This window comes from Rhodoferax mekongensis (genome assembly GCF_032191775.1).
Lineage (GTDB): Bacteria > Pseudomonadota > Gammaproteobacteria > Burkholderiales > Burkholderiaceae_C > Allorhodoferax > Allorhodoferax mekongensis.
This window is the reverse complement of the sequence record NZ_CP132507.1, coordinates 1,334,572-1,361,114: the sequence shown is the minus strand read 5'-3', so window position 1 is coordinate 1,361,114 and position 26,543 is coordinate 1,334,572. Positions and strand designations below refer to the sequence as shown.

Here is a 26,543-nt window from a genome sequence, read left to right as displayed (position 1 = left end):
GCACGCATGGCTGCCTGTTCATTATTCGATGCCAGCGTGCCGGTGTTCGCCCGCTACCTCCTTCAGCTGCAGGGCTTGCTGGCAAAGGCCGCCGCACACTGCGCACTGCAAGGTACCCCGGAAGCGGCGCTGCTGCAGGCCCGCATAGCGCCCGACATGCTGCCACTGGGCGTGCAGGTAGAGATTGCGGTGAACTTTGTGTTCCGGGCGTGTGCTCCACTGGCCGGCCAGCCCGTGCCACATTTTGGAGAACACCATGAAAGCCTGGCCCGCCTGCAGGCGCGGGTGGAGGCAGCACAAGCATTCCTGCGCACGCTACAGCCTGAGGACTTTGTCGCAGCCGCTAAACGCACCATTCACGACCCGGCCGGCGAAACAACTGTGGCGCTGGATGGCAGCACCTTTTTGCAGCAGTACGCGCTGCCCAACTTCTTTTTCCACCTCAGCATGGTCTACGCGCTACTGCGCCAGCACGGCGTGCCACTCAGCAAAGGTGACTTTGACGGCTGGCATGTGTACCGGGGCTGAGCCGCGCGCCGGGCCGCTGAAGCTGGCGGATTGCTGACTGCGAGACCCGTCCCTTTGCCCCTTCACCAAGGAGGGGATTTATTTTCACAGTGCCGAAAAATTCTTTTCACGCCAAGCCGCGTGTGAGCTTCTTACATTTGCCGCACTGCACAAACAGCCCCATTTTCAGGCGGTGTGCTTCTGCATTCAAAAGTACTTCGGAGACACACATGGTCTGGCAACAAATTTACAACCCCTTTGGCAACATGATCATCTCCACCTTGCTGGCCGCCGTGCCAGTGGTGGTGATGCTGGTGTGCCTGGGCTTTTTACATATCAAGGCACACATTGCGGCTGGCCTGGGCCTACTCAGCGCATTGGCCATTGCCGTGCTCGGCTACGGCATGCCGGCTGAAATGGCAGGCAAAGCAGCCCTACTGGGTGGCTTCACCGGCCTTCTGCCCATCGGCTGGATCGTGCTCAACATCATCTTCCTGCAGCAGCTCGCCGAGCAGAACGGCAGCTTCAAAGTGCTGCAGGACTCGCTCTCGGGCATCACCGAAGACCGGCGCCTGCAACTGCTGCTGATTGCCTTTTGCTTCGGTGCCTTCTTTGAAGGTGCAGCGGGCTTCGGCACCCCGGTAGCGGTGACGGCAGGCATCTTGATCGGCCTGGGCTTTTCGCCGCTGGCCGCCTCGGGCCTGTCACTGATTGCAAACACCGCGCCTGTGGCCTTCGGCGCGCTGGGCACACCGGTGATCACGCTGGCCAAAGTGCACGGCTACGACCTGATGGAAGTGACTGCCATGATCGGCCGCCAACTGCCGCTGTTCTCGTTGATGGTGCCGTTCTGGTTGATCTGGGCCTTTGCCGGGCGCAAAGCGATGACCGAGATCTGGCCCGCCATTCTGGTGACAGGCCTGTCGTTTGCGATTCCGCAGTATCTGGTGTCCAACTTCATCGGACCGGAGCTTGTGGACATCATTGCAGCCATCGTGTCCATGGTGTCGCTGGTGTTATTCCTGCGCGTATGGCAGCCCAAGAAAATCTGGCGCTCCACCTCGCTCAGAGGTCATGAGCACGATGGCGGTGAAGCCAAACCCGCTGCCGCCATGGTGCGTCACTCCAAGGCGGCACTGGTCAGCGCATGGACACCTTGGCTGATCCTGACGATTTTTGTGTTTGTGTGGGGCCTGCCCCCGGTCAAGGCTTGGCTCAACAGCCTGTTTGCCCCCGCCTTCCCCATGGCCGGACTGCACAACCTGATTGAAAAAGTGCCACCCGTGGTCACCCAGCCCACCAAGGAAGGTGCGGTCTACACCCTGAACCTGCTGTCTTCCACCGGCACCGGCATTTTGCTGTCGGCCATCGTGGGCGCCTTCTTCATGAAGTACAAGCCGCTGGAAATCGTGCTCACCTTCGGCCGCACGCTCTGGCTGGTGCGCTACTCGCTCTTGACCATTGTGTTGATGCTGGCCCTGGGCACCTTGACCCGCTACTCCGGCACCGATACCACGCTGGGCCTGGCCTTTGCCAACACCGGTGTGTTCTACCCCTTCTTCGGTACCCTGATGGGCTGGATCGGCGTGGCCATGACCGGCTCAGACACGGCTTCCAACGTGCTCTTCGGCGGCATGCAAAAAGTGGCTGCAGAACAACTGGGCTTGTCCGCCAACCTCATGGGTGCGGCCAACTCGTCGGGCGGTGTGATGGGCAAGATGATTGACGCACAAAGCATCGTGGTCGCATCGACAGCTACCAAGTGGTTTAACCACGAAGGCGACATCCTGCGCTTTGTGTTCTTTCACTCGATTGCGCTGGCGTGCCTGGTCGGCATCTTCGTGACACTGCAGGCCTATGTGTACCCCTTCACCTTGATGGTGGTGCACTAAGCGGCATCAAGTGACGCTGAGGGCACGGGCTACTACGCGAAGAGCCCGTGCAAAAACCAGGCAGCATCCTCTGCCGCCTCCAGCCGCTCGCAGTACACCCACACCAGCCCCGCCTGCGGGCTGCGGGCCATGTAGTAGTCGCGCAAGGCGGGCTCACCTTCGAGCCAGCCCGTCTCCAGACGCTGCGGGCCTGCCAGTAGCGTGAGTTCGCCGTGGTAGTGGGGAATGCTTTGGCGCACCACCAAACGCTGCGGCACCGGCAACAGCCAGGTGGGATACAGGTCTGCCGCGGGCAGCACATCACGCTCTGATTCAGAGTCTTTTGGGCCTCTAGCGCCTATGGAATGTGCGCGAGCAGCTCCTGATTTCATAGCACCTTGGTTTTCCTTGCGTGCAGCATCCGCCCGCCACGGCTGCCAGCGCTGCATGTGTTCGGGCCGGTGGTCGGCCTGGGGAGTGGCGCATTGCACGCTGTGCGCGCCCAGCCGGGCGGCCAAGCGCTCCAGGGTCTGGTGCAGGCTGTCGCCCTTTCGCACATCTTCAGGCAGCAGGCTGTGGCTCTCGCCGCCCAGCGGCTGGGTCTGCAGGCTGCGCAGGCGCAGGTACAGCACCGGCGCAGGCAAGGTCACGCGGGCCAGATGCTCACCCAAGATGCGCTGCAGGTGGCTCATGTCCTGCGTGGCCTCGGCGGTGCGTAGCTCCAATCGGCCTTGCTGGCCGCCCTGGTGGTGGGCGTCCACATGGCGGGTGTTGGCGCGGCGCGCATCCAGCTCCCACAGCAGCTCCAGCGCCAGCACCCCGGACTGGCGGGCGCGCAACCACACCAGCAGCTGCGCCAGCAGGCGGCGCGCGCCGAACAACAAGGCCGGCGCTGCATCCACACTCGCCGCCAGCTCCAGCGGGGCGTCAAACACATCGGGCAGCGTAAGCCAGGGGTAGACCTCGGGGCGCTGGCCATAGGCGCGGTCCAGCGCGTCCACCACCTCGGCCCCAAAGCGCCGCACCACGCCCCCGCGCGGCAGGGCCCGTAGCTGCCCCCAGGTGCGCACGCCCAAGCGGGCCAGCGTGGGCAGGTGGGCCTGGGCCGCCGCCAGGGTGTGCACCGGCAAGGCATCGGGCAGCACCCCACGCACCGGCGCGGCCTGCCCCACCCGGCAGGTGTGCACCTGCAGCGCCGCCAGCGCTATCAAAGAAGTAGCGCCTTGCGCATATTCCACCTGTGCTAGCGGCCTGTTTGGCTCTAAAAGTTGCTGCAGCAAGGCGGTGCGCCCGCCGAACAGGCGCTCGCTGGCAGACACCTCCAGCACCAGTGCTTCGCCCACGCGGGCCACCAGCGGCGTGAAACGCAGGGCCCACCATGCCAGCGCGGTGGAAGCATCCACCAGCGCAGGCTCGGTCGGGGCGGCCGCTGCATCAGGCGACGGCCGCAGTGCGATCCAGTGCATGGCCCGCCTCCGCTTCCATAAGCCCAACCGCATCGGCCCTACCGCGCGCCGCCACGGCCAGCTCGCCCTGCGCGGGCGGCAGCGGCGGCCACGGGAACGCCTGGCTCTCCACGCCGCCCAGCGCCTGCTGCTGAAATGCAGCGCGCGCGGCCTGTGTATCCAACGGCGTGGCAGACAACATGCTCCACGCTGACGCGCCGTTCTGCTCCATGCCCTCTGTCAAGGCACGGTTGGCGGCCAGTAACAAACCCAAACGCGGGCTGCGTGCCTGCAAATGCAAGGGCTCTGCCAAAGGCGGGCCGCGCCGCTTGAGGATGTCGACCTCCAGCCCGTCCAGCAACAGCCCTTGCAGCGGATGCCGGGCGCGGGCTATTGGCTGCACCAAGAGGCGCAACACGGCGGGTGATGCATCACTGCGCGCCCGGTCCGGCCGCATCACAAACAGCAGCTTGTGGTGCTCAGCCGCAGCCAGGTGCAGGCGACGCAGCTGGTCGCCCCGGGCCTGCGGTAACCAGGCCAGCACGGCGTCCACCTCGGCGCAACGCAGCAGCTGCTCGGTAGCCCAGAGGCGACCGCTCGCTTCATCTTTGACGCGCGTGCTCGCCCCTGCCGTGACCGACGCCAGCACCGACAGCAGCCGCCCCGAGCACAAGCCCAGCCGGGAGAGCGCCGGCGCAAACGGCAGCTGCGGCGGCCCCACCATCACCACCGGGCCACGCCCGCACGCCGCCAGCGCAGGCAGCAACAGACGCCACTCGCTGTGCGCACCGGCGGGTTGCAGCAGCTCCACCAAGGCACCCACCGGCCAACCGCCGCCGGGCAAATGCGCATCCAACAAGGCATCCCCTGTGGCCTGCACCGACTGCACCGGGCTCGCCAGAGTGTGCGCGTGCCAAACACCGGCGTGGATGTCCTGAGGGTCCGGCACACCGGTGGCAGAGGTAGTGGAATGGCGCGCAGCGCTAGTCATGGCAAGGGCTTTGACAAATTACTGTATTTTTAAACAGTATATGGAAAAGACCCCTGCTATCAAAATCAAGAACAGGGTTTGCAGGCCTGGCGGGCGCTGGCGGCTTGGCCGGTTTTGCTAGAGTGCCTGCCATGAACACCGCACCGTCTTTGGCCGCCCTGAAACCCCTGTTTGCATCGGCCTGGCACGATGCCGGCGCGCGCACCGACGGCACCGTGTTGTGCGACGCTCTGTTGGCCGCCTACTCCGAGCCGCACCGGCACTACCACAGCACCCAGCATCTGGCCGAATGCCTGCAAGGGTTTGAAGCCGTGCGGCATCTGGCACAGCGGCCTGCCGAGGTGGCGCTGGCACTTTGGTTTCACGACGCGGTGTATGACGTGCAGCGCCACGACAACGAGGCCCAAAGTGCCGCCTGGGCGCGGAATGCACTCACCACCGCCGGTGTGCAGGTCGAGGTGGCAGAGCGCGTCTACGAGTTGGTAATGGCCACCCGCCACACCAGCGTGCCCGCCGCGGGCGATGCGCAGTTGCTGGTGGACATTGACCTCTCCATCCTGGGCGCCGACGTGCAGCGATTTGCCCAATACGAGCAACAGATCCGCGCGGAATATGCCTTCGTGCCCGAGGACCTGTTCCGCACCAAGCGCAAAGAGGTGTTGCAGTCGTTTGCCGACCGGCCCCGCATTTATGGCTCCGACCATTTCCACGCCGCGCTAGAGGTCCGTGCGCGGGCGAATCTGGCGCGGGCGGTGGCTTAACCACACACCTCCATGAACACCCTGCCCGACTTCTGCTCCCCCGTCCCGCCGAACAAGGCGTACCGCCTGCTGAACCATGGCCCCACGGTGTTGGTGTCATCCGCGCACGCTGGCGAACACAACGTGATGGCCGCCGCCTGGTCCATGCCACTGGACTTCCAACCTCCCAAGGTGACAGTGGTCATCGACAAGGCCTAACTCGCAGACATTCCTTCCTAACGGAGCACCATACGTTTCATGCGCCTTCTCACTGTTTTTGTTGTACTACTCGTCTGCTTCATACTGGTTTTTGCTGAATTCAGTGACGGAGTCGTCGGAGATGGTCCCGGCGACTTTTATCGCTTCACCGCGGCGATCATCGCGATTGCATATGGTCTATTCGCCTACTTCCGGAAGATGTAGAAGAAATCAGATCGCCTCTCACGGCCTGCGGTAACTCACCTGCTGCTTGGCCCAGTACGACGAATTCAAGCTATCCAGCCGCACCGTGCCGCCGGTAGACGGCGCGTGCACAAAGCGGCCCTCACCCACGTAGATGCCGGCATGGTTGGCACGGCCGTTTTGCACGAAGACGACCAAATCACCCGTGCGCAGGCTGGGCTCGGGGATGCTGGTGCCCCAATCGATCAGGCCGCCGGTGGTACGCGGCGCCACGACACCGGCGCGTTGTTTGTAGACATAACCGATCAGGCCACTGCAATCAAAGCCGCTGGCGGGCGTGTTGCCGCCGTAGCGATAAGGCGTGCCCACGAGGCCGATGGCCATGACGGTGACGTCATTGGCTTGCTCCACGGTCAAACGGGCAGCAGATTGCGGTGCTGCTGCGGGCGCTGAGGGTGTCGTAGGCGCACTGGAACAACCCACCAACACCATCACTGTGCTGGCAAGCAGCAAACCCCACAGTGTGCGCATCACAGCTCCTCCACGCGCCGTCCGATCTCGGGCCAGCGGCTGCGAATGAACACCCAGGAGCACAGGCCCACGCACATCATCAGCACCGAGGCACTGGCCAAGCCGATGGTGGAATGCATGACCAGAGGCGACACCACCCCGGCCACGATGCCGTTGGCCGTAGAGCCCACAAACATCTGCAAACTCGACGCCATGCCCCGGCGATCCGGGTGCAGGTCCAGCACCAACAAGGTCACCACCGGCACCATGAGCGCCCAACCGAAAGCGAAGATGGCAATGGGAAATAGCGCCCAGCTCACATGTGCCTTGAACAGCAGATTGGCCAGAAGGTTGAGGACGCCAATGGTGAGCATGATGGAAAAGCCGTTACGGATCTGGCGCTTCGGGCTGATCTTGCCGGCCACCCGGCCGCTCACAAACGCGCCGCCCATGATGCCGCCGATAGTGAGCACAAAAAACCAGAAGAACTGCTGGGGCTGCAGCCCCAGGTGTTCGCCCAGAAACACAGGCGCACTCAGCACGTACAAAAACATGCCGTTGAACGGTATTCCGCTGGCCAGCGCCAGCAACAAGAAGCGCGGGTCGGAGCCCAGCTTCCAATAGCCAGCCAACAGGTTTTTGACATGGAAGTGCTGGCGCTGTGCCGGTGGCAAGGTTTCTGGCAGCAGGAAATAGTTGGACGTCCACAGCGCAACGCCGACTGCGGCCAGGAACCAGAAGATGCCGTGCCAGCTGGCGTGAATCAGCAACCAACCGCCCACCATAGGTGCGATCGCAGGCGCCACCCCGAAGAAGATGGTGACCTGGCTCATGACCTTTTGCGCTTGCGACGGCGGGTACACATCACGAATGACCGCGCGCGAAATCACAATGCCCGCACCGGTGCACAAGCCCTGCATGGCCCGGAAGAAAATGAGCTGGCCTATGGTCTGCGACAGCGCACACCCCACCGAGGCAATGGTGAACGCTGCCAGCCCCCACAGCACCACCGGGCGCCGGCCGAAGCTGTCGGAAATGGAACCATGGAACAGCGCCATGAAGGCGAAGCCGAACAGGTAGGCCGACAGCGTTTGCTGCATCTGCACCGGCGTGGCCCCCAGCGACTGGCTGATGCCGGCAAACGCAGGCAGGTACGTATCAATGGAGAACGGCCCCAACATGCCCAGCAAGGCGAGCAGGATGGAGAACGCCCATTGCGGGGCGCGCCAGAGTTTTTGGGCTTCGGGGGTCATGGGTGCAGCAGGCAGATACAGGCTGCTATTGAAACACGCTCCGTGCTGTGACCGGAGAACCCGCCTCGTATTTCCGCCACACGCGACGCAGGTCACGTGCCGACGCAAAACCACAAGCCTCGGCCACCCGCTCCACCGACAGGCCCTGACGTGCCAGCAAGTCTTTGGCGCGGGCAATGCGCAATTGCTGCTGATACACCACCACACTGATGCCGGTGTGCTGCGCAAAGAGGCGGGTCAGGTGACGCGGGCTGACGCAGGCCACGTCGGCCAGATCAGCCAAGGTCCAGTTGCGCTGGGGCTCCCGGGCCATGGCGTCTTGCGCGCGGTGGACCGCAGGGTGCATGTGGTTGCGGTGTGCCAGCCAGGGTGACATTTGGGGGTCGTGGGTGCCGCGGCGCTGGTACATCACCAAGCGGCGGGCCACGCGCGCCGCCAGCTCTGCGCCAGCCTCCTGTTCAATCAAGTACAGCGCAAGGTCAATACCGGTGGTGATGCCCGCACTGGTAAGCACGCCGCCATCGTCCACAAAGATGCGGTCAGACACCACCTGCGCGCTGGGGGCCAGCGCCTGCAAATCGGCAATCAGGGTGTGGTGGGTGGTGCATTGCCGCCCATCCAGACAGCCGGCTTGCGCCAGCAACAAGGCCCCCGAGCAGATGCTGGCCATGCGTGTGCCCGCTTGGGGTACGGCGCGCAGCCACTGCACCACGGAGCGGGCCTCGGGGGTGGCGTAGTCCACCACCTCGTTGCTGTTGCCCACCACCAAGATCAGGCTGCACGCTGGCAGTGTGGCGGGTAGCGCCTCCAGCCCGGACAGGCCCGTCCCCAGAGAGGTCGGGATGTCATTCTGCGGGCCACAGGCATGCAGAACGATAGGTGCCCCCATGTCGCGCGCCATGCGCAGGGCCTCCGCCGGACCGGCATAGTCCAGCATCAGCACATTGGGCGTGAGCACCAGATAAATATGGAGTACTGCGTCGTTCATCCCGCGTTCCGGTGTTGCTGTACACGCGCCATCCACCGCGTCATCAAGGGTCCACCCAATACATTGAACAGCAAGCCCGCCATCAACAGCGCGCCACCGGCAAAGTGCACAGGACGCAAGGCCTCGCCGAACACCAGCCAACCCGTGGTCAAGCCGACCACCGGCACCAGCAGTGTGAACGGCGCGACCCGGTTGGTCGCGTAGCGGGACATGAGATGCGTCCACAAGCCATAGCCCAGCAAGGTGGCTGCCCAAGCGAGGTAGGCGATGGCCGCGAACGTGCTCCAGCCGATGTGCTGCATGGCAGAGGCTATTGCGTCAGGCCCCTCTATCACCACGGAGAGCGCCAGAAACGGCAAGGGCGGCACCAAACTGGCCCACACCACAAAGGCCAGTTGGTTCATGGGGCCGTAGCGGCTGACGGTGCGGGTCACGATATTGCCGCAGGCCCACATGACGGCCGCTGCCACGGTAAGCAAAAAGCCCAGCAGCGGCATGGACACGCCAGCGCCTGCCGGCCCTGCGGCGCTGCCAATCAACACCAAGCCGCAGGCGGCCAGCAACAGCCCGGCCATCTGGTTGGCCTGCCAACGCTCTTTGAGCCACCAGGCCGCCAGCAGCAGGGTGAAGAACGATTGCGACTGCAGCACCAGCGACGCCAAGCCAGAAGGCATGCCTACGTGGATGGCCGTGAACAAAAATGCAAACTGCCCCACCGAAATGGTGAGGCCATAGGCCAGGTACCAGCGCAGTGGCACCTTGGGCGGCTTCATGAATAACAGCGCCGGGAATGCCGCCAAGGCAAAACGCAAGGCACCCAGCAACAAAGGCGGCACCCCGACCACCCCCACCTTGATGACCGCAAAGTTCACTCCCCACACCAGGATAACCAGCAGCGCGAGCGCCAGGTCTTTGGGCCGCATGGGTATGGCCGCGCTCATGCGGATGCCGCCGAGTCAGCCTTCTGTGCGCACCCCAGGGGCTTGAAGACCCGCTCGGTAGAGGGCGGGTTATTGGCCAACTTGGCGGCCGGACGCACCGGGCGGCGCACCAACTCACCTCTGCAATTGGGGCAAATGCCGTTCAACTTGGTATCTGCGCAGTCCGCACAAAACGTGCATTCAAACGAACAGATGCGGGCATTCAGGGCGGCGGGCGGCAAATCAGTATTGCAGCATTCGCAGTTGGGGCGGAGTTGGAGCATGGCGGTTTCGACTGCAAGGACGGCGATTTATTGGGCGGATGGCAAACCGGCTAGGCAGGTAGTTACATCCACGATACGCGCAAACCGGTCTTGCAAGACCAGCTCGGTGCGGGTGGTGATCTCTTCGGCACTGAACGTCCGGCCGCTGCCAGCGTGGGACATAGGGAAGGTCAGGGTGGCTTCAGACACAAAGTCCACTGCATAGCCCAGATCCGAGCCCACACGGGCTGTGGTCTCGCAGCATTGCTCTGTACGGATGCCGGAGATGATGAGCTTGCCCACACCCTGGCGGCGCAGCCACAGATCCAGCCCTGTATCGGTAAAAGCGTTGTGGGTGTGTTTGTCGAAGCGCACATCCGGGTTACCGGGCAACCAGGGCAAGGGCTTCACAAACCCGGAGTCCTCACGGAAGGGGCCGGCCAGCCCCACATGAAAAATGTGCACCACCGGAACACCGGCTGCGCGACAACCGGCCTCCAGACGCAGCAAAGCAGACTCAAACGGGGCATGAATGCCCTGCGACCAGAAGGGCATTTGGGCGAAAGATTGCTGCACATCAATGATGATGAGTGCGGGCTTCAGGGTAGATACGGAGGACATGGAAGGACACCTTTCATTTAACAGTGCCTCAATGGTATTCCTTGCCAAATATGCGCGAAACCACGTTACACGACAAGCAGAGGACAAAAAGCGCCAAACTCATATCTGCCGGATAGACCTACAAATAGTAGCCCCCCTCTATTCAAGGGGGGCTTGGTCACTTAAAGCTCTCTTTTGCGCGCAAAAGCCCAGACAATGCGGCAAACAAACCATAACGAGGAGACAAAAATGGCTCAAGCCAAACTCATGCTGGACTACGTCTATGAGCACGAAATCAACCATGCGGATCAGATTTTTCTGACCCAGCCCACCGGGGGCGGTCAGGTGGTGGACTACACGTGGAAGCAGACACTGGACCAAGCCCGCCGTATGGCCGCGCACCTCAAGGCCCAGAATCTGGAACCGGGTTCGCGCGTTGCTATCCTGTCCAAAAACTGCGCCCACTTCATCATGGCGGAGTTGGCTATCTGGATGGCGGGCTGCACGACCGTGGCCATTTTCCCGACCGAAACAGCCGACACCGTGCGCTACGTGCTGGAACACAGCGAAGCCAGCCTTCTATTCGTCGGCAAGCTTGACACCTTTGACCAACAGCAGCCCGGCATTCCTGCCGGCATGCCCATCATTGCCTTCCCGCTCGCCCCAAAGAACAGCTACGAGGCGTGGGATGCAGTCACCGCACGCACCAAGCCCCTGACCGGTAAGCCTGCACGTGGCGGCAAGGACATCGCCATCCTGATGTACACCTCCGGCTCCACCGGCCAGCCCAAGGGCGTGATGCACAGCTTTGAGCGCATTACCGCCGCAGCTGAAGGCATCAACAACGACACCCAGGCTCGCATCGGCACCAACACCCGCAACCGCATGTTGTCCTACCTGCCCTTGGCGCACGTGTTCGAGCGCGCATGGGTGGAGTCCGCCTCGCTGGTGAACGGCAACACCCAGTTGTTTTTTGCAGAGTCACTGGACACCTTCATTCAGGACTTGAACCGCGCCAAGCCGGTCACCTTTATCTCCGTACCCCGCCTCTGGCTGAAGTTCCAGCAAGGCGTGTTTGCCAAAATGCCGCCCAAGAAGCTGGACCGGCTGCTGAGCATCCCCATTCTGGGCAAGATCGTGGGTCGCAAGGTGCTCAAAGGCCTGGGCCTGGACCACGCTTTGCTGGCCGGCAGCGGCTCTGCGCCCATTCCGGCAGAGCTGATTGCCTGGTACCGCCGCTTGGGCCTGAACCTGATTGAGGGTTATGCCATGACGGAGGACTTTGCGTATTCGCACAACTCCACCGACAAGATCAATGCCCCCGGTTGCGTGGGCGTGCCGCTCAAGGGCGTGGAAGTCCGCATCAGCGAAGAAGGCGAAGTGCTGATCAAGTCTCCAGGACAGTTTGTGGGCTACTACAAGCGCCCTGATCTGGACGCAGAGGTGTTCACGGAAGACGGCTTCTTCCGCACCGGCGACAAGGGCGAGCGCCGCGCTGATGGACTGCTCAAGCTCACCGGCCGGGTGAAGGAGCTGTTCAAAACATCCAAGGGCAAGTATGTGGCCCCCGCACCGATTGAGAACCGCTTGAACGCCTGCCCCCGCATTGAAACCAGCATGGTGTCCGGTGTGGGCCAGCCTTCCGCCTACGCCATCGTGGTGCTGGCAGAAACCGTGCGTCCCCAAGTGAAGGCCGACCCGGCCTTCAAAGCCGAGGTTCACGCGGAACTGGAGCAACTGCTCGATAGCGTGAATGCCGAACTGGCGGACTACGAAAAGCTGCAGATGCTGGTGGTAGCACCGGAGCCTTGGTCCATTGAGAACGGCATGCTGACTCCCACCATGAAGATCAAGCGTGCCCGCATTGAGTCTGCGGTGGAGCCACAATTGGCCAATTGGTACTCCGGCAAAGACAAAGTCCGCTGGGCGTGATCCGCGCTGGGTCACTCCACTGGGGCCTTCGGGCCCCTTTTTCATTTGCGATGCAGCAAACCCTACTTCAATCATTGGATTGAACTAATCAATTAGCACTCGACTCTATCGAGTGCTAATATTGAATCCGAACACAAGGAGGTTCTACATGTCCGCATTGATTGCTGCCCCCCGCACCGCCCTGGCCACCGCCAATCCGTGGTCTTTGGTGCCGCCACTGGGGAATCTGGACGCCTATATTTCTGCTGCCAACCGGCTGCCCATGCTTACGCTTGAAGAAGAGCAGGAATATGCACGCAAATTCAAAAACGAGAACGATCTTGAAGCTGCCGGTAAGTTAGTGCTCTCTCACTTACGTTTGGTCGTGTCAGTGGCCCGCCAGTACCTCGGTTACGGCCTGCCCCACGGCGACCTGATTCAAGAGGGCAACGTGGGCCTGATGAAGGCGGTTAAACGCTTCGACCCCGACCAAGGCGTGCGCTTGGTGAGCTACGCGCTGCACTGGATCAAGGCCGAAATCCACGAATACATCCTTAAAAACTGGCGCATGGTGAAGGTGGCGACCACCAAAGCCCAGCGCAAACTGTTTTTCAACCTGCGCTCCATGAAGCAACGCTTCAAGGGAGAAGACGCTGCGGCTGACTTGGACACCCACCGCGACACGCTGAATACCGAGCAGGTGAACACCATGGCCCGGGAACTGAACGTGAAGCCCGAAGAAGTACTGGAGATGGAAGCACGCCTTGCCGGTGGCGATGTGCTGCTGGACCCCACTCCGTCTGATGATGGCGAAGACGCCTTCGGCCCTATCGCTTACCTGACGGATACCAATCACGAGCCGGTGGCGATGATCGAAGCGCGCCAGCGCGACGTGTTGGCCACCGACGGGATTGCGACTGCCCTAGCCAGCCTGGATGAGCGCAGCCGGCGTATCGTGGAGGAGCGCTGGCTCAAGGTGAATGACGACAACTCCGGCGGTATGACCCTCCACGACTTGGCCGCCGAATACGGCGTAAGTGCCGAGCGCATCCGCCAGATCGAAGTCGCTGCCATGAAGAAGATGAAAGCAGCGTTGGCCGCCTACGCCTGATTGCACAGCTCACGCGCCGCATAACTTCACGCACAATGCCCCTGCCGGCCCCGCCTGCAGGGGCTTTTTCTTGGACACCAAGCTGATGACACACACACGCCGCACCGCCGCTTTTGCTATGCTTTCCATAGTTGCTTGCGCAATATCCACGAGCGCTAACGCCCAAAAAACCTCTCAAACTGCCGCATGGCCGACCAAGCCGGTGCGCATCATCGTTGGCTTTCCCGGCGGGTCTTCGCCCGACCTGACGGCGCGAGCATTCGCAGAGCCGCTCTCCAAAGCCCTCGGCCAGCCTGTGATCGTGGAAAACAAGGTGGGCGCAGCGGGCAACATCGCCGCCGATGCGGTTGCCAAAGCTACCGATGACCACACCCTCGGTCTGATGATCAACGGCAACATGACGATTGCCAAGCTGCTCAACCCCAAGCTGAGTTACGACCCGCTCAAAGACTTGACGCCGGTGAGCCTGCTAGGCGTATCGCCCTTGGTGCTGACCGCACCCGCCAACGCGCCGGGCAACAGCGCGGCTGAGTTTCTGTCCGCAGCACGTGCCTCCGGCGACAGGTGGAATTACGGCACACCCGGCGTGGGCACCGTAGGCCATATCGGCATGGAACTACTCAAAGCCAAAGCCCGCATGGCGCCCCTGCATGTTCCCTATGCCGGCTACCCGCAAGTCGCCACCGCGATGATCGCGGGTGACTTGCAGCTCAGCCTGTTGCCCCCTGCCCTGGCTTCCGCCCAGATCAAAGCGGGCAAGCTCAAAGCCATCGGCATCACTGCCAGCGTGCGCAGTGCGCTGGTGCCGGAGATTCCCAGCCTGTCAGAGGCTGGGGTGAAAGACCTGAATCTGGAAATCTGGAACGCGGTAGCCGCCCCCAACAGCATGCCCAAACCGGTGGTGATGCGGCTGTCTGCTTTGTTCAGCGAGATTGCCCGCAGTCCGGAGATGCGCCAGAAGATGTTTCAGCAGGGTTGGACCGTGCAAGGCACTTCCGCGGAAGGACTGGCTAACCGGGTGAAGGCCGACACGGCTTTGTTGGGCGGCATCATCAGCCAACAGAGCATCAAGACAGATTGACTCCTGCACCACGCGCAGCCGGTCTGCCTTTCAGGCCGGCTGGCAACAAGCGTCAGCCAGCGTCCATCAAGACTTCAGGAGCTGCTGAATATCTGCAGCCAGCACTTGTGCACCACTGCCGTAGCGGGTGAACAGGCGCAAATTGCCCTGGGTGTCGTAGATGTAGCTGCCCGCCGAGTGGTCCATGGTGTAGCTGGTGGTGGTCTGGCCATTGACGCGCTTGTAGTACACCTTGAAGTCTTTGGCCAAAGCTTCCAGCTTCTCGGGCGTGGTGTAGAGCGCCAAGAAAGTCGGGTCAAAGTTTTCCATATAGCCCTTGAGCACTTCCGGCGTATCGCGGGCAGGATCTACCGTGACAAACAAGCCCTGAAGCTTGTCGCCATCGGCCCCCAATGCCTTCTTCACTTCGGCCAGTTCTGCCATCGAAGTCGGGCAAACATCCGGGCATTGGGTGTAGCCAAAGAACATGACAACCACTTTGCCTTTGAAGTCCGCCAGGTGACGGACCTTGCCATTGTGGTCAGTCAGCTCGAAGTCTTTGGCGTAGCTGGCGCCGGTGACATCCACCGAGGAGAACTTGGGCTTTGATTCAGAACATGCACTCAACATGCCTCCAGCGCCCGCCAACAATGCGCCAGCAGCTATGAATTGAATAGCGGAACGTTTATTCATATGAGGTAATGGTCCAGCAGCAAGGCTGCGAAAAGCACGCTCAGGTGAATGAGCGAAAAGCGGAAAGTCGCGCGGGCAAGCTCATCCGAGTAGTTACGCAACAGGCGCACGGCGTACCAGCAAAACCCCAGGCACAAAGCCACTGCCACGATCAGGTAGGGCCAATGGCTCATGCCATACACAAACGGCAGCAGACATGCCGCAAGCAACATGAAGGTGTACAGCAGGATCTGCAAGCGGGTGAACTCACTGCCATGGGTGACAGGCAGCATGGGCAGGCCGGACTTGCGGTAATCCTCCACCCGGTACAAGGCCAGCGCCCAGAAATGCGGGGGCGTCCACAGGAAAATAATCAGAAAAAGAATCAGGGCCTCCGGCCCCACATCACCCGTCATGGCGGCCCAACCCAATACCGGCGGCATGGCGCCCGAAGCGCCGCCGATCACGATATTCTGGGGAGTCAGAGGCTTGAGGATCACGGTGTAGATCACCGCGTAGCCCACAAAGGTGGCAAAGGTCAGCCACATGGTGAGCGGGTTCACCCAGACATACAGAATGGCAGAACCGGCAGCACACAGCATGGCCGAGAAGATCAAAGTCTGGGTGTCGCTGAGTTCCCCGCGAGCAGTGGGCCGCCACGAAGTGCGCTTCATCTTGGCATCAATACCTTTTTCCACAATGCAATTGAAGGCCGCTGCTGCACCGGCCACCAGGTAAATGCCGAGGCAGGCTATCGCTGCCAGCATGACTTGGGCGCCCGTGGGTGCGCCGGGCACGGCTAACACCATGCCGATGAGCGCGCAGAACACAATCAACTGGATGACCCGCGGCTTGGTCAGTGCATGGAACTGGGCCAGCACAGAGGGCTTGGGGGCTGCTACTTGTACGGTCATTCGAATTCTCTTTTTTTCAATTTTTCAGCGGCCGACGGGTCGGGTGCGGGATGCCACGATGACCCAGACCAGCACCATGACCATGGCGCCGGCACCGCCGGTGTGCATGACAGCCGCCAAAAGGGGCCAGCCCAACACCACGTTGCTCAAGCCGGTAGCCAGTTGCATTACCAGCAAGGCGGTGAGCCATTGCGCGGGCTTCTTCAAGGCGGGCTGTTTCCAGAGTGCCCACGCCAGGCTGCCCAGCACCAGCACCGTGAACCCTGCGAGCAGACGGTGCGCCATGTGGATAGCGGTCAAGGCCTGAAAGCTCAGATGGTCGCCAGAGGCTGTAAGCCCCAACGGACGCCAGATCTCCGTCGCAGCCTTCCAATCCATGGGGGGCCACATCACCCCCTGACAACCGGGAAATTCGGCACACGCGAGTACCGCGTAGTTGGTGCTGACCCACGCTCCGGATGCAGCTTGTACCGTCAGCATCACCAAGGCTGCCCAGGCCCAGCGGTGGATCCAAGACGGTGCGGCTTGCGATATGGTTGCCGTAGCAGCTCGGGACACTGCACCCATTGCGACCTGCGCCATTAGCAGGGCCAAAAGCACATAGCCCCCCAGCAGGTGCAGGCTCACAATGGCGGGAAACAGCTTCATGGTCACCGTCAGGGCGCCGAAGGCTCCTTGAATACACACCCAAACCAAGGTCGCTGTGGGCCACCATGGGCTGAGGGCAAATGGGCTTTCCTGTTTGCGACCACGCCACGCAAGAATCACCATCAGCGTAATCAGTGCGCCCACCGAGGTGGCCATATAACGGTGCACCATCTCAATCCATGCTTTGCTGTGGGTGACCGGACCACTGGGTAGAGCACTCTGGGCCATGGCGATCTCATGCGTCGCGCCTAAAGGACTGGCGTTGCCATAGCAACCGGGCCAGTCAGGGCATCCAAGGCCGCTGTCAGTCAATCGGGTAAATGCACCGAAAAGCACAAGATCAAAGGTAAGAAACAGGGTAATCACCACCAGCGCGTGGTACCGGCTGAGTGAACTGCTGCGGCGGTTTCGCAAATACACCCACAGCGCCGGCACAGAGGCCACCAGCGCTCCGATCAGGAGTACCTGGAAAATGGGCGATAAATCGTACAAGGTCGTTTGCATGAGCTTCAATCAGTCACGGCCCGGGCGATCCCAGAATTGGGCAGCCCGCATCAGACGGTCAAGGTCGCGCTTGGCCTTGAGGGCGGTCTCTGTGTTCATTCCGGCAGGGAAACGCATCATCAAGTTACCCAGTGGATCGACCAGAAACAGGTGCTCTTGGATCTCATAGCCTGTTTCGGCAGGCAGCCACTGCGCTAGATCCGCAGCGGGCAAGCGCAAGACGGTCGCGCCTTTGAGCGCTGGCAAGAGTTCCGGCTTGACCGGAGCGTCGTCATTGATCAGCCATACCCAGTCAAGGCGGTCTTTCTCCTTGCCCAGGCCTTCGCGCAATTGGCGTTGGATATACAAATGTTGTTGACATGCAGCGTCACATGCGCCGCCGGCCACACTCACAAAGAGCCATTGGCCTTTCAGGCTAGGCAATGCCACCATCTCTTTAGCCAACCCCTGCGCTTGTACAGCCGGCAAGGGGCGCTGCGGATCGATCAGTTCACCGAAATTCCGGCGACCTTCAGGCCGAATAACGTAGTAAGTGAAATATGACGCGATGACAGGAGCTGCGCACACCAGCATCACCAGCAGCATGCGGATTCTGCCCGCGCGCGTGTCAACAGCGGCTGACTGGAGTTGGCCGGAGGGCTCCGGCAATGAATGAACGGTTAAACCAAGGGGGCGATCGTCGGGGACTGGAGCGCTAGACATGGGTAGAAGAATCCTTGGAAGATACGAAAAGCGGTCGCAATTGAAACCAGACAAACAAACCCACGATTAGCGCTGTCAGTGCAAACCATTGCACGGCGTAACCATAGTGTTTTTCGACACCGATATTGATCGCCGGCCATTCCCGAAGTAATCCTTCGGAAGCTGCACCAATTTGGACGATGGACAAATCGGTTCTCAGTGCTAATCCTGATTCCTTCTGGAATTGCTGCAAGTCCAGATTTTGCCGGATCGGCCCGGTCGATGCCGCTCCGGGCTCGTAAAGCTTGGAAGGTGGCAAGGCGATTCGGCCTGTAATTTCTGCTGGGCCAGAAGTGGTTTGTACCTCTGGCAATCGATCACGCTCAACAAAGTTGCGTGGAATCCATCCTCGCTGGACCATGACGACTGCATCGGAGCCCTCCAGACGCAAAGGCGTCAGGACATAAAACCCTGCTTTGGCCTGCATCTGCCGGTTGTCGAGGTAAACGGTCTTGTCGACCACCCACTGCCCCCGCAAGTTGACCATTTGATGGAGAAGCTGCTCAGATGCTTTGCCCGTGATGACGGAGGAACTCGCGACCGATGGGCCTGACGCACCTGCCGCCATCTGGGCAGCCAAAGCCTCCTTCTGAGCAGCCCGGCGGAGTTGCCAGAAACCCAATGAGACAGTGAGCGCCGTAGCAAGACACGCGGTTATCGCAATCAGCAACCATCGCATTCGGCGGTTCACGTAATAATTCTCCGCATGACGTATCTCGTAATCATCGCTTTCATAGCCATTCTGGGCAGCCTGGCAGCAGCCCTCTATTTCATGTTACGCGGAGGCTCTTCACGAACCGCCAAGTCCCGGAATATGGCAAGGGCATTGGGGATGCGCGTTGGAGTTTCGATCTTCCTGTTTCTGTGCATATTGCTGGCTTGGAAGTTGGGCTACATCCACCCGACCGGCATCCCCGAGGGGCATTGAATACGCTGCAGCAAAAAGGGCACCCGAAGGTGCCCTTTTTTCATCCCGGCAAGGCTTACATCCAGTACACCAAAACGTACAGACCCAACCAAACGACGTCCACGAAGTGCCAGTACCACGCTGCGCCTTCGAAACCGAAGTGACGCTCCGGCGTGAAATGGCCCTTTTGCAGGCGCAAGGTGATGAACAACAGCATCAACATGCCCACAAACACGTGGAAACCGTGGAAACCGGTCAACATAAAGAAGGTGGAACCGAAAACACCGGAGTTCAGCTTCAAGTTGTAGGCCGTGTACGCATGGTAGTACTCGTAGCCTTGCACAAACAAGAAGGTGATACCCAGCAGAACTGTCGCCCACATGAAGGCAATAGTCTTGGAGCGATTGCCATCAATCAACGCATGGTGTGCGATCGTCAATGTCACGCCGGATGTCAGCAACAACGCTGTGTTAATAGTAGGCAACCAGAATGGACCCATGGTGGTGAAAGGCTCGACGATTCCGGCAGGAGAAGCAGTCATGCCAGCAGCCACGCTGGGCCATACCGCCTTGAAGTCAGGCCATAGCAGCGAGTTTTCCAAGCTGCCGAGCGCGGGTACAGAGTGCGAGCGTGCCCACCAAAGTGCAGTAAAGAAGGCACCGAAGAACATCACCTCGGAGAAGATGAACCAGCTCATGCTCCAGCGGTAGGAGATGTCGATCTTGCGGCCGTATTGACCACCTTCACTTTCAGTGACCGCATCGCGGAACCACTGATAAAGAACGAACAACCACCACACCATGCCAAGCAGCAAAGAGTATTTGCCCCACGCGGAGCCGTTGATCCATTGGCCGGCACCGAGAATGACGAAAAACAGACCTGCGGCAGCCATGACCGGATGACGCGAAGGTCCGGGCACAAAGTAATAAGGCGTTCCGCCATGTGTTGTTGAACTCATTTCTGCTCCATTTCTTCTCAAATCCAAATTTGTAATGCGTGACCTGCTTCTTAAGAGCCGACCACCCATTTTGCAAGACTGATCAAGCCTACGACCAGCAGCAACGCGCCAACAATACCAACAAGTACGACATGCAAAGGATTCACCTTCGCCAGGTCATCCCGATAACCCTTGTTGCTGCGAATACCGATAAACGACCAAGCCACCAGTTTGACGCTGTGCAAAAAGGAGGACTTTCTTTGCACCTCTCTCGTCGCCATCAAGAGCCCGCACTTTCCGCTATCACCGGCTTCACGCCTGCAACGGGTGCAGCAGGAGTTTTTCCACCCACCTCGAAGAAAGTGTACGAGAGGGTAATGGTGGTGACGTCTTTCGAAAGCTTGGGGTCAATCACAAACACCACCGGCCAGGATTTCTTTTCTCCCGGCTCCAAGGTGTATTGGTTGAAGCAAAAGCATTCCAATTTGTTGAAATGCGCCGAGGCCTGCATGGGCGCATAACTTGGGATCGCTTGTGCTGACATCCGCCGGTTCTGCACGTTCTGGAACTCATACACCACCGTAGTCATTTCACCGGGGTGAACGGTCAAAGAACGCTGCGCAGGCTTGAATTCCCAAGGACCGCGGGAATTGGCATCAAACTCCACAGTGATGGTGCGGCTAGTGTCTACTTGTGAATTGGCAGGCATTGCCTTATTGCCGGACAAGACTTGTTCACCCAACGCCAGTATGTTGATACCGGTCATCTCGCAAATAGTCTTGTACAAGGGGACCAGTGCATAACCGAACGCGAACATGCCCACCGTAATCACGGCGAGCTTGCCCAACATGCGGCGATTTGCACTGAGATTGGCCATGCCTTACTTACCCAGAAAAATCATTTTGGCCATAAAGCCGATAAAAAAGACCGCTGCGATCGAGGCCAGAATCAGCCCCAAGCGCACATTAGCCTTTTTCTGATCTGCGTTGGCCATTAACCGATCACCTTGGTCGCAGTAGCGTCCAACTTGGGTGGGTTTTCAAAAGTATGGAAAGGGGCTGGAGAGGGGACTTCCCACTCCAAACCTTCTGCAGCTTCCCAAGGCTTCTGGCTGGCTTTCTCGCCTTTGCCCAACATGGCAGGCAAGACAACTCCGAAGAAGAAGTAGACCTGAGCCAAACCAAATGCAAATGCACCCACCGTAGCAATCGCATTGAAGTCAGCGAATTGCATGGGGTAGTCTGCATAACGGCGAGGCATGCCCGCCAGACCCAAGAAGTGCATGGGGAAGAAGGTTACGTTGAAGGCAATCAATGACCACCAGAAGTGCAAGCGACCTTTCCACTCAGGAATCATCACGCCCGTCCACTTGGGAGCCCAGTAATAGAAGCCGGCAAACATGGCATACAAGGAGCCGGCAACCAGCACGTAGTGGAAATGAGCCACCACATAGTAGGTGTCTTGCAGCTGGATGTCGATAGGCGCCATGGCCAGAATCAAGCCGGTGAAGCCCCCCATCGTGAACACAAAAATGAAGCCCACTGCAAACAACATGGGGGTTTCAAAGGTCATGGAGCCCTGCCACATGGTGGCGATCCAGTTGAAGATCTTCACTGCAGTTGGCACGGCAATCAGCATCGTGGCATACATGAAGAACAGCTGACCGGTGACAGGCATGCCGGTAGTGAACATGTGGTGAGCCCACACGATGAACGACAGGATCGCAATCGAAGAAGTGGCATACACCATGGAGGCATAACCGAACAGCTTCTTGCGCGCGAAAGCCGGGACAATCTGGCTGATGATGCCGAATGCCGGCAAGATCATGATGTACACCTCTGGGTGACCAAAGAACCAGAAAATGTGCTGGTACATGACGGGATCACCGCCACCTGCGGGGTTGAAGAAGCTGGTACCGAAATGGCGGTCTGTCAGCGTCATGGTGATAGCGCCCGCCAACACCGGCATCACTGCGATCAGCAAATAAGCCGTGATCAACCATGTCCAGCAGAACATGGGCATCTTCATCAAGGTCATGCCAGGAGCGCGCATGTTCAAGATGGTCACGATGATGTTTATGGAGCCCATGATGGACGACGCGCCCAGGATGTGCATCGCGAAAATGCCGGCATCCATCGAAGGTCCCATTTGCAAAGTCAGAGGGGCATACAAAGTCCAGCCGGCTGCGGGTGCGCCACCAGGCATGAAGAAAGAGGACACCAACATCAACGCAGCAGGAATCATCAGCCAGAAGCTGAAGTTGTTCATGCGGGCAAATGCCATGTCGGATGCGCCGATTTGCAACGGGATCATCCAGTTCGCAAACCCCACAAAGCCCGGCATGATGGCACCGAACACCATGATCAATCCGTGCATGGTGGTCAGTGAGTTGAACAGCTCAGGATTTACCAGTTGCAAACCGGGCTGAAACAATTCGGCGCGAATCAGCAGCGCCAAGATGCCTCCGATGATCAGCATGGTGAAGCTGAACAAGAGGTAAAGAGTACCAATGTCTTTGTGGTTGGTCGCGAACACCCAGCGCTGCCAGCCGGTAGGGGCGTGATGGTGATCGTCGTGGGCGTGATCGTGATGGTCGAGTACGGCGCTCATGGTGAGGTCCTTTTTAATTTTCTAGGTTCTGCCTGAGGTGCATTACTTGCGCAATGCCAGCACTTCAGCGGGCTGCACCAATTGACCGGTCTTGTTGGACCAGTTGTTCTTGGTGTAGCTGATAACAGCGGCAATATCGGTGTCACTCAACGCCTTCCAAGCCGGCATTGCACCGTTGTTCTGTCCATTCAACAAGATGGCAATCTGCTTGGTTTTGTCAGCATCCAGTACCACAGCGGATCCATCCAATGGCTTGATGGGACCGGCGCCCTTGCCATTGGCTTGGTGACAGGCCGCGCAGTTCTGGGCATAGACCTTCTCGCCACGCTTGGTGATGTCTTCCAAAGTCCACACCTTGGTCGGATCATCTGCCTTGGCAGCCATTTTCTTCTGTTCAGCTGCAACCCACTTGGAATAATCCTCAGCGGACAGCACTTTCACGTGAATTGGCATGTACGCATGCTCTTTGCCGCACAACTCCGCACATTGACCGTAGTAATCACCAACCTTCTCAGCACGGAACCATGTGTCACGGACAAAGCCCGGGATCGCATCTTGTTTGATACCAAAAGCCGGGACCATAAATGCATGGATCACATCGTTGGCCGTTGTGATGATGCGGACTTTTTTATCCACCGGAACCACCAACGGGTTGTCAACCTTTAGCAGGTAGTTGTCGACAGACTCACCCTTCTTGGGGCCACCGGCATCTGACATGGCGCGCTGGTCGCTGTCCAGTGTGGAAACGAAACCAATCCCTTCGCCTTCCCCCTTGATGTAGTCATAACCCCACTTCCACTGCATGCCTGTGGCCTTGATGGTCAAGTCAGCATTGGTCGTGTCTTTCATGGCCACCACCACCTTGGTGGCAGGCAAGGCCATGAGAATCACGATGATGAAGGGGACGATGGTCCAGATCACCTCCACAGTGACCGACTCGGAAAATGTAGCAGGCTTGTGCCCGACTGATTTGCGGTGCTTCCAGATGGAATAAAACATGACGGAAAAAACCGCCACAAAAATCACCGAACACACGATCAGCATGAACCAATGCAACCACTGTTGCTCTTGTGCGATCTTGGTGACCGCAGGGGCCAGATTCAGCTGATTCACTGCCGGCCCACCCGGCAGATCGTTCACAGCATGCGCTTGCGTCAACAGGGAAGTGCCGGCAAAAGCACCAGCCGCCCACAGCATAGACGCCAGTTTTTTCGTTGTGTTCTTCATCTCGCTCACTTTTTGATGCCCCAAAATAATCCAACGCACCGGGCTCGCACGCGACCCTCAGACCGCCCGCAAAGCCGAACGTATTTCCTTGGCCAGCTGCGGACGCAACTCCGGCCTGATATAGCGCCCGACCCGGATGGTTCTCCCCCGCTCTGATAACTCAATCAACGATGAGTCATCCGCCCGAGGCTCCACCCTCACCCAGCTCCTTTGAAATTCCGCACGTTCCAATCGCCCCGCACACTCCAACTCCACAACCAGCCGATTTTCCTGCAAGGAAATATGCTCGCCATCAGTCGAATGTCGCGCGTAAAGCAAAAACGCCAGCCCCACAGCAATCAACTCGAGTGACGCAAAAGGGATCACCAGCGTTGCGCCTTGGAACCAGAAGAAAAGCCCGATTCCTATAGACACCGCGCAGAGCGAAACGTAAGTCCATACCAGCTGCAGGGGCGTTACAGAACAGTTTCGCCTTAGAAGCCAATGAACATGCTGCCCTTGTACTGTCGCAAAGCGAAAAACCATATTCGTCATGCGTGTCACCCGAAATTGACCAGCCGTGCACAGGCCCGGTCAAGATTGGAGGGGGGAAATGCCGTCACCTCTTTACATACCATTGTATGACAGTAACGGACTTGACCAGCATCAGCCGCTCGCATCGGCCGAGCGAATCTGTAGGGGTTTTGCCTACTTCTTCAAGACGGCACGCATGTCATCCAGAGAAACCCTAGTTTCCGCTTGCAGCTTGACTTTGGGCTTGGGCTTGAAGGCGTGCCCGTAGACCACCTCGAAGGTCAAGCTCAGCCGGCCATCCTTGGACCGTGCGCCCAAGCGCTTGCGTATCCGATCGAGCAGATCCTGCCTCCAGGATCTGGATCGCAAACCTTGGAATCGGGCAACATGCAAATTACGCCCCAAACCCCGCAGCTCGTCGAGCAACTTTTCAGCCGTGGAGTAACTCAGTGTTATCCGCTCCATGTCCATGACGGGCTCGGCAAAGCCGGCATGCACCAGCATGTCACCCCAATCATGCATATCGGTGAACTGATGGTGAGGTTGTGGCCAACCTGCATCAGCGTAAACGTCCCGAATTTCACGCAAGGTGTCCGGCCCGAGGCAGGAGAACATGGCAAAGCCATCTACCGCCAAAGCCTGGTGCCACCGATTTATCAGCGCTTGGGGGTCTGCGGCCATGTGCAAAGCCATATTGGCCCACAGCATCTGCACCGGCTCGGCGGGCAGCCCGAACTGAACAGTCCCGCTCCCCCAGCGTGCAGGACTCCACCATGGGGGCGACAAGGCATCGCGGCTCATGGCCAAGCCCGAAGGCGATTCCTCATGAACAAATGCCTTGGCTTGCGGGTAACGCTTCCTGACCAACGCATGCGCTTCCAGGCCGCCCCTGGCGGGCGTCCAATCCAGCCATGCGGACGGTTTTTGCACGATCCATTGCAGGCGGTCTTCCATGCGCCGTGCAACCTCCTCGTGCAACCAAGGCGACTGCATGGCAGGCACACAAGCCCAGCGGGCAGCGGCAACGGGATCGATGGTGGGAGGCTTGTGGGTGGTCATGGGCCGGGGATAAGCAAAGCTGGGCGAGTATATTGGGCGGATGTTCAGCGCATGGGCTCGAGGGTTAAGCCGCGCAGTGCCCAGCACCTGCGCCGTCTGTCATGCGTGGCCCGCGCAAGCGGTTTGCGAAGACTGCATTCAGGCATTTGGTCAACCGGTCCACCGTTGCCCGACATGCGCACTGGCCATTCCGTACACACTCCATCAATGTCGCGCGTGCACCCACGCGCCACCACCATGGGACAGCGCCCTGGCAGCCGTGGACTATGCCTACCCGTGGGACCGGCTGATCGCTCACTTCAAGTTTCAGGAGAACCCCGCTTGGGCGGGCCATTTCGCCGCACTCATGCGCAGCGCGCCTTGGGTAGAACCGGCGCTGGAAGCGGCAGACTTTGTCATCCCCATGCCTTTGGCCAGAGAACGTCTGCTGCAAAGAGGCTTTAACCAATCCGCCTTGCTGGCGCGTCACCTCAGCCCTGACAAAACACTGGAGCAAGTGCTCCTGCGCGTTATCAACACGCCCGCACAAAGTGCACTGGACCGCAAAGACCGCCAAGACAATGTACGACATGCTTTTGCCATGGAACCCCTCCGCCAGGGCGCTGTGTCGGGTAAGCGCATCGTGCTGCTGGATGACGTGATGACCAGCGGCGCTTCCATGAGAGCGGCGGCGACAACCTTGCGGCACGCAGGCGCAGCACACATCACGGCACTGGTCTTTGCTCGCACCGGTGTGGATGCCGCTACTGCGTAGACAATGACGGCATGTTTCATATTGTTTTGGTTGAGCCCGAAATCCCTCCCAATACGGGCAACGTGATCCGCCTGGCGGCCAATACCGGCTGTCGTTTGCATTTGGTGGAACCTCTGGGTTTCTCCATGGACGACAAGCACATGCGCCGCGCCGGGCTGGATTACCACGAGTACGCCGAGCTCAAGCGCCACGCCAGTTGGCAGCATTTTCTGGACACAGAACGGCCGGCGCCCGACCGCCTGTTCACTCTTACGACACGCGGAACCCGCAGCCCGTTTGAGGTGGCGTTTCAGCCCGGGGATTGGCTGGTGTTCGGTTCGGAAACCAAAGGCATCTCTGATTTCGTACGTGTGTCCTTCAGCCCGGAACGCAGCCTGCGCCTGCCCATGCGGCCGGATCAGCGCAGCCTGAACCTCTCCAACGCAGTCGCCGTAACGGTATTTGAAGCCTGGCGGCAGAACGGCTTCGGCGCCTGAAGAGCGTCA

At 59.7% G+C, this 26,543-nt stretch carries 30 protein-coding genes and 1 pseudogene; 10 read left to right on the top strand and 21 right to left on the bottom strand.

All coding sequences use genetic code 11. The annotated features are described in order from the left end of the window. The first annotated feature begins 6 nt into the window (after positions 1 to 6). A complete protein-coding gene (locus RAN89_RS06670; RefSeq protein WP_313868829.1) occupies positions 7 to 528 on the top strand; it encodes a DUF1993 domain-containing protein in 522 nt (173 codons plus the stop codon). A gap of 209 nt (positions 529 to 737) precedes the next feature. Continuing rightward, positions 738 to 2,399 (top strand): L-lactate permease, encoded by a 1,662-nt coding sequence (locus tag RAN89_RS06665; protein WP_313868828.1) that lies wholly within the window; start codon positions 738 to 740, stop codon positions 2,397 to 2,399. Between the two features lie 32 nt (positions 2,400 to 2,431). Here the strand turns inward: RAN89_RS06665 and RAN89_RS06660 are convergent, their stop codons facing one another. After that, positions 2,432 to 3,844, bottom strand: a complete 1,413-nt coding sequence (locus RAN89_RS06660) for a Y-family DNA polymerase (RefSeq protein ID WP_313868827.1) — start codon at positions 3,842 to 3,844, stop codon at positions 2,432 to 2,434. Continuing rightward, positions 3,813 to 4,814: a translesion DNA synthesis-associated protein ImuA gene (gene imuA / locus RAN89_RS06655; RefSeq protein ID WP_313868826.1), complete on the bottom strand. Its 1,002-nt coding sequence runs from the start codon at positions 4,812 to 4,814 to the stop codon at positions 3,813 to 3,815. Before imuA ends, RAN89_RS06660 begins: the two co-directional genes overlap by 32 nt. 131 nt (positions 4,815 to 4,945) lie before the next feature. Between imuA and RAN89_RS06650 the strand changes: the two genes are divergently transcribed. Together RAN89_RS06650 and RAN89_RS06645 are read left to right on the top strand one after the other, a co-directional pair. Beyond that, entirely contained in the window at positions 4,946 to 5,575 is a 630-nt protein-coding gene (locus RAN89_RS06650; RefSeq protein ID WP_313868825.1) for an HD domain-containing protein, read from the top strand. A 12-nt stretch (positions 5,576 to 5,587) separates the two neighbouring features. Further along, positions 5,588 to 5,770 (top strand): annotated as a pseudogene (locus RAN89_RS06645) (flavin reductase); the annotation flags it as partial. 225 nt (positions 5,771 to 5,995) lie between these two features. On the opposite strand, the gene RAN89_RS06640 reads toward RAN89_RS06645, so the two are convergent. From RAN89_RS06640 to RAN89_RS06615, 6 genes are read right to left on the bottom strand one after another with little or no spacing between them, the layout of a single operon-like run. After that, positions 5,996 to 6,487: a C40 family peptidase gene (locus tag RAN89_RS06640; RefSeq protein WP_313868824.1), complete on the bottom strand. Its 492-nt coding sequence runs from the start codon at positions 6,485 to 6,487 to the stop codon at positions 5,996 to 5,998. Beyond that, positions 6,487 to 7,719 (bottom strand): multidrug effflux MFS transporter, encoded by a 1,233-nt coding sequence (locus tag RAN89_RS06635; RefSeq protein WP_313868823.1) that lies wholly within the window; start codon positions 7,717 to 7,719, stop codon positions 6,487 to 6,489. The genes RAN89_RS06640 and RAN89_RS06635 overlap by 1 nt, the downstream gene beginning before the upstream one ends. Positions 7,720 to 7,744: 25 nt before the next feature. Then, positions 7,745 to 8,707 carry a GlxA family transcriptional regulator gene (locus tag RAN89_RS06630; protein ID WP_313868822.1) on the bottom strand — a complete coding sequence of 321 codons (963 nt, stop codon included), beginning with the start codon at positions 8,705 to 8,707 and terminating at the stop codon, positions 7,745 to 7,747. Continuing rightward, complete coding sequence (locus RAN89_RS06625; protein WP_313869352.1) at positions 8,704 to 9,630, bottom strand: EamA family transporter; 927 nt, start codon at positions 9,628 to 9,630, stop codon at positions 8,704 to 8,706. Before RAN89_RS06625 ends, RAN89_RS06630 begins: the two co-directional genes overlap by 4 nt. Before the next feature lie 14 nt (positions 9,631 to 9,644). Continuing rightward, positions 9,645 to 9,911, bottom strand: coding sequence for a DUF1272 domain-containing protein (locus tag RAN89_RS06620; protein WP_313868821.1), 267 nt, complete (start codon positions 9,909 to 9,911; stop codon positions 9,645 to 9,647). 27 nt (positions 9,912 to 9,938) lie between these two features. Further along, positions 9,939 to 10,511 carry an isochorismatase family protein gene (locus RAN89_RS06615; protein ID WP_313868820.1) on the bottom strand — a complete coding sequence of 191 codons (573 nt, stop codon included), beginning with the start codon at positions 10,509 to 10,511 and terminating at the stop codon, positions 9,939 to 9,941. A 228-nt stretch (positions 10,512 to 10,739) separates the two neighbouring features. On the opposite strand from RAN89_RS06615, the gene RAN89_RS06610 reads away from it, so the two are divergent. From RAN89_RS06610 to RAN89_RS06600, 3 genes are all read left to right on the top strand, one after another. After that, on the top strand, positions 10,740 to 12,422 hold the full coding sequence (locus tag RAN89_RS06610; protein WP_313868819.1) for an AMP-binding protein: 1,683 nt from the start codon (positions 10,740 to 10,742) through the stop codon (positions 12,420 to 12,422). A gap of 148 nt (positions 12,423 to 12,570) precedes the next feature. Continuing rightward, positions 12,571 to 13,512: an RNA polymerase sigma factor RpoH gene (gene rpoH / locus RAN89_RS06605; RefSeq protein WP_313868818.1), complete on the top strand. Its 942-nt coding sequence runs from the start codon at positions 12,571 to 12,573 to the stop codon at positions 13,510 to 13,512. 118 nt (positions 13,513 to 13,630) lie between these two features. Further along, complete coding sequence (locus tag RAN89_RS06600; protein WP_428984500.1) at positions 13,631 to 14,593, top strand: Bug family tripartite tricarboxylate transporter substrate binding protein; 963 nt, start codon at positions 13,631 to 13,633, stop codon at positions 14,591 to 14,593. 66 nt (positions 14,594 to 14,659) lie between these two features. On the opposite strand, the gene RAN89_RS06595 is transcribed toward RAN89_RS06600, so the two are convergent. From RAN89_RS06595 to RAN89_RS06575, 5 genes are read right to left on the bottom strand one after another with little or no spacing between them, the layout of a single operon-like run. Then, on the bottom strand, positions 14,660 to 15,265 hold the full coding sequence (locus tag RAN89_RS06595; protein ID WP_313868816.1) for an SCO family protein: 606 nt from the start codon (positions 15,263 to 15,265) through the stop codon (positions 14,660 to 14,662). After that, a complete protein-coding gene (gene cyoE / locus RAN89_RS06590) occupies positions 15,262 to 16,158 on the bottom strand; it encodes a heme o synthase (protein WP_313868815.1) in 897 nt (298 codons plus the stop codon). The genes RAN89_RS06595 and cyoE overlap by 4 nt, the downstream gene beginning before the upstream one ends. Positions 16,159 to 16,182: 24 nt before the next feature. Continuing rightward, a complete protein-coding gene (locus tag RAN89_RS06585) occupies positions 16,183 to 17,310 on the bottom strand; it encodes a COX15/CtaA family protein (protein WP_313868814.1) in 1,128 nt (375 codons plus the stop codon). 9 nt (positions 17,311 to 17,319) lie between these two features. Then, a complete protein-coding gene (locus tag RAN89_RS06580; RefSeq protein WP_428984481.1) occupies positions 17,320 to 18,012 on the bottom strand; it encodes a hypothetical protein in 693 nt (230 codons plus the stop codon). Beyond that, the gene (locus RAN89_RS06575) at positions 18,005 to 18,730 is read right to left on the bottom strand and encodes an SURF1 family protein (RefSeq protein ID WP_313869351.1); all 726 of its coding nucleotides are present in this window, start codon (positions 18,728 to 18,730) and stop codon (positions 18,005 to 18,007) included. Before RAN89_RS06575 ends, RAN89_RS06580 begins: the two co-directional genes overlap by 8 nt. A 27-nt stretch (positions 18,731 to 18,757) precedes the next feature. Between RAN89_RS06575 and RAN89_RS06570 the strand changes: the two genes are divergently transcribed. Beyond that, a complete protein-coding gene (locus tag RAN89_RS06570) occupies positions 18,758 to 18,979 on the top strand; it encodes a twin transmembrane helix small protein (protein ID WP_313868812.1) in 222 nt (73 codons plus the stop codon). 55 nt (positions 18,980 to 19,034) lie between these two features. Here RAN89_RS06570 and RAN89_RS06565 read toward each other — a convergent pair whose 3' ends face one another. The 8 genes from RAN89_RS06565 to RAN89_RS06530 all read right to left on the bottom strand — a co-directional run bounded on the left by RAN89_RS06565 (position 19,035) and on the right by RAN89_RS06530 (position 25,304). Continuing rightward, positions 19,035 to 19,916, bottom strand: a complete 882-nt coding sequence (locus RAN89_RS06565; protein WP_313868811.1) for a cytochrome c oxidase subunit 3 — start codon at positions 19,914 to 19,916, stop codon at positions 19,035 to 19,037. Between the two features lie 50 nt (positions 19,917 to 19,966). Further along, on the bottom strand, positions 19,967 to 20,140 hold the full coding sequence (locus tag RAN89_RS06560; RefSeq protein ID WP_313868810.1) for a DUF2970 domain-containing protein: 174 nt from the start codon (positions 20,138 to 20,140) through the stop codon (positions 19,967 to 19,969). Positions 20,141 to 20,175: 35 nt separating this feature from the next. Next, positions 20,176 to 20,772, bottom strand: a complete 597-nt coding sequence (locus RAN89_RS06555; RefSeq protein WP_313868809.1) for a cytochrome c oxidase assembly protein — start codon at positions 20,770 to 20,772, stop codon at positions 20,176 to 20,178. A 3-nt stretch (positions 20,773 to 20,775) separates the two neighbouring features. After that, positions 20,776 to 20,889: a cytochrome oxidase small assembly protein gene (locus RAN89_RS06550; protein ID WP_313868808.1), complete on the bottom strand. Its 114-nt coding sequence runs from the start codon at positions 20,887 to 20,889 to the stop codon at positions 20,776 to 20,778. Continuing rightward, the gene (gene ctaD, locus RAN89_RS06545; RefSeq protein WP_313868807.1) at positions 20,889 to 22,505 is read right to left on the bottom strand and encodes a cytochrome c oxidase subunit I; all 1,617 of its coding nucleotides are present in this window, start codon (positions 22,503 to 22,505) and stop codon (positions 20,889 to 20,891) included. The genes RAN89_RS06550 and ctaD overlap by 1 nt, the downstream gene beginning before the upstream one ends. A gap of 42 nt (positions 22,506 to 22,547) precedes the next feature. Next, on the bottom strand, positions 22,548 to 23,732 hold the full coding sequence (gene coxB / locus RAN89_RS06540) for a cytochrome c oxidase subunit II (protein ID WP_313868806.1): 1,185 nt from the start codon (positions 23,730 to 23,732) through the stop codon (positions 22,548 to 22,550). Between the two features lie 57 nt (positions 23,733 to 23,789). Then, positions 23,790 to 24,266: a DUF2244 domain-containing protein gene (locus RAN89_RS06535; RefSeq protein WP_313868805.1), complete on the bottom strand. Its 477-nt coding sequence runs from the start codon at positions 24,264 to 24,266 to the stop codon at positions 23,790 to 23,792. 153 nt (positions 24,267 to 24,419) lie between these two features. Continuing rightward, complete coding sequence (locus RAN89_RS06530) at positions 24,420 to 25,304, bottom strand: methyltransferase domain-containing protein (RefSeq protein WP_313868804.1); 885 nt, start codon at positions 25,302 to 25,304, stop codon at positions 24,420 to 24,422. Positions 25,305 to 25,563: 259 nt separating this feature from the next. Between RAN89_RS06530 and RAN89_RS06525 the strand changes: the two genes are divergently transcribed. Next, on the top strand, positions 25,564 to 26,058 hold the full coding sequence (locus tag RAN89_RS06525) for a ComF family protein (RefSeq protein WP_313868803.1): 495 nt from the start codon (positions 25,564 to 25,566) through the stop codon (positions 26,056 to 26,058). An 11-nt stretch (positions 26,059 to 26,069) separates the two neighbouring features. Beyond that, positions 26,070 to 26,534, top strand: a complete 465-nt coding sequence (trmL, locus tag RAN89_RS06520) for a tRNA (uridine(34)/cytosine(34)/5-carboxymethylaminomethyluridine(34)-2'-O)-methyltransferase TrmL (RefSeq protein ID WP_313868802.1) — start codon at positions 26,070 to 26,072, stop codon at positions 26,532 to 26,534. Positions 26,535 to 26,543: the final 9 nt, after the last annotated feature.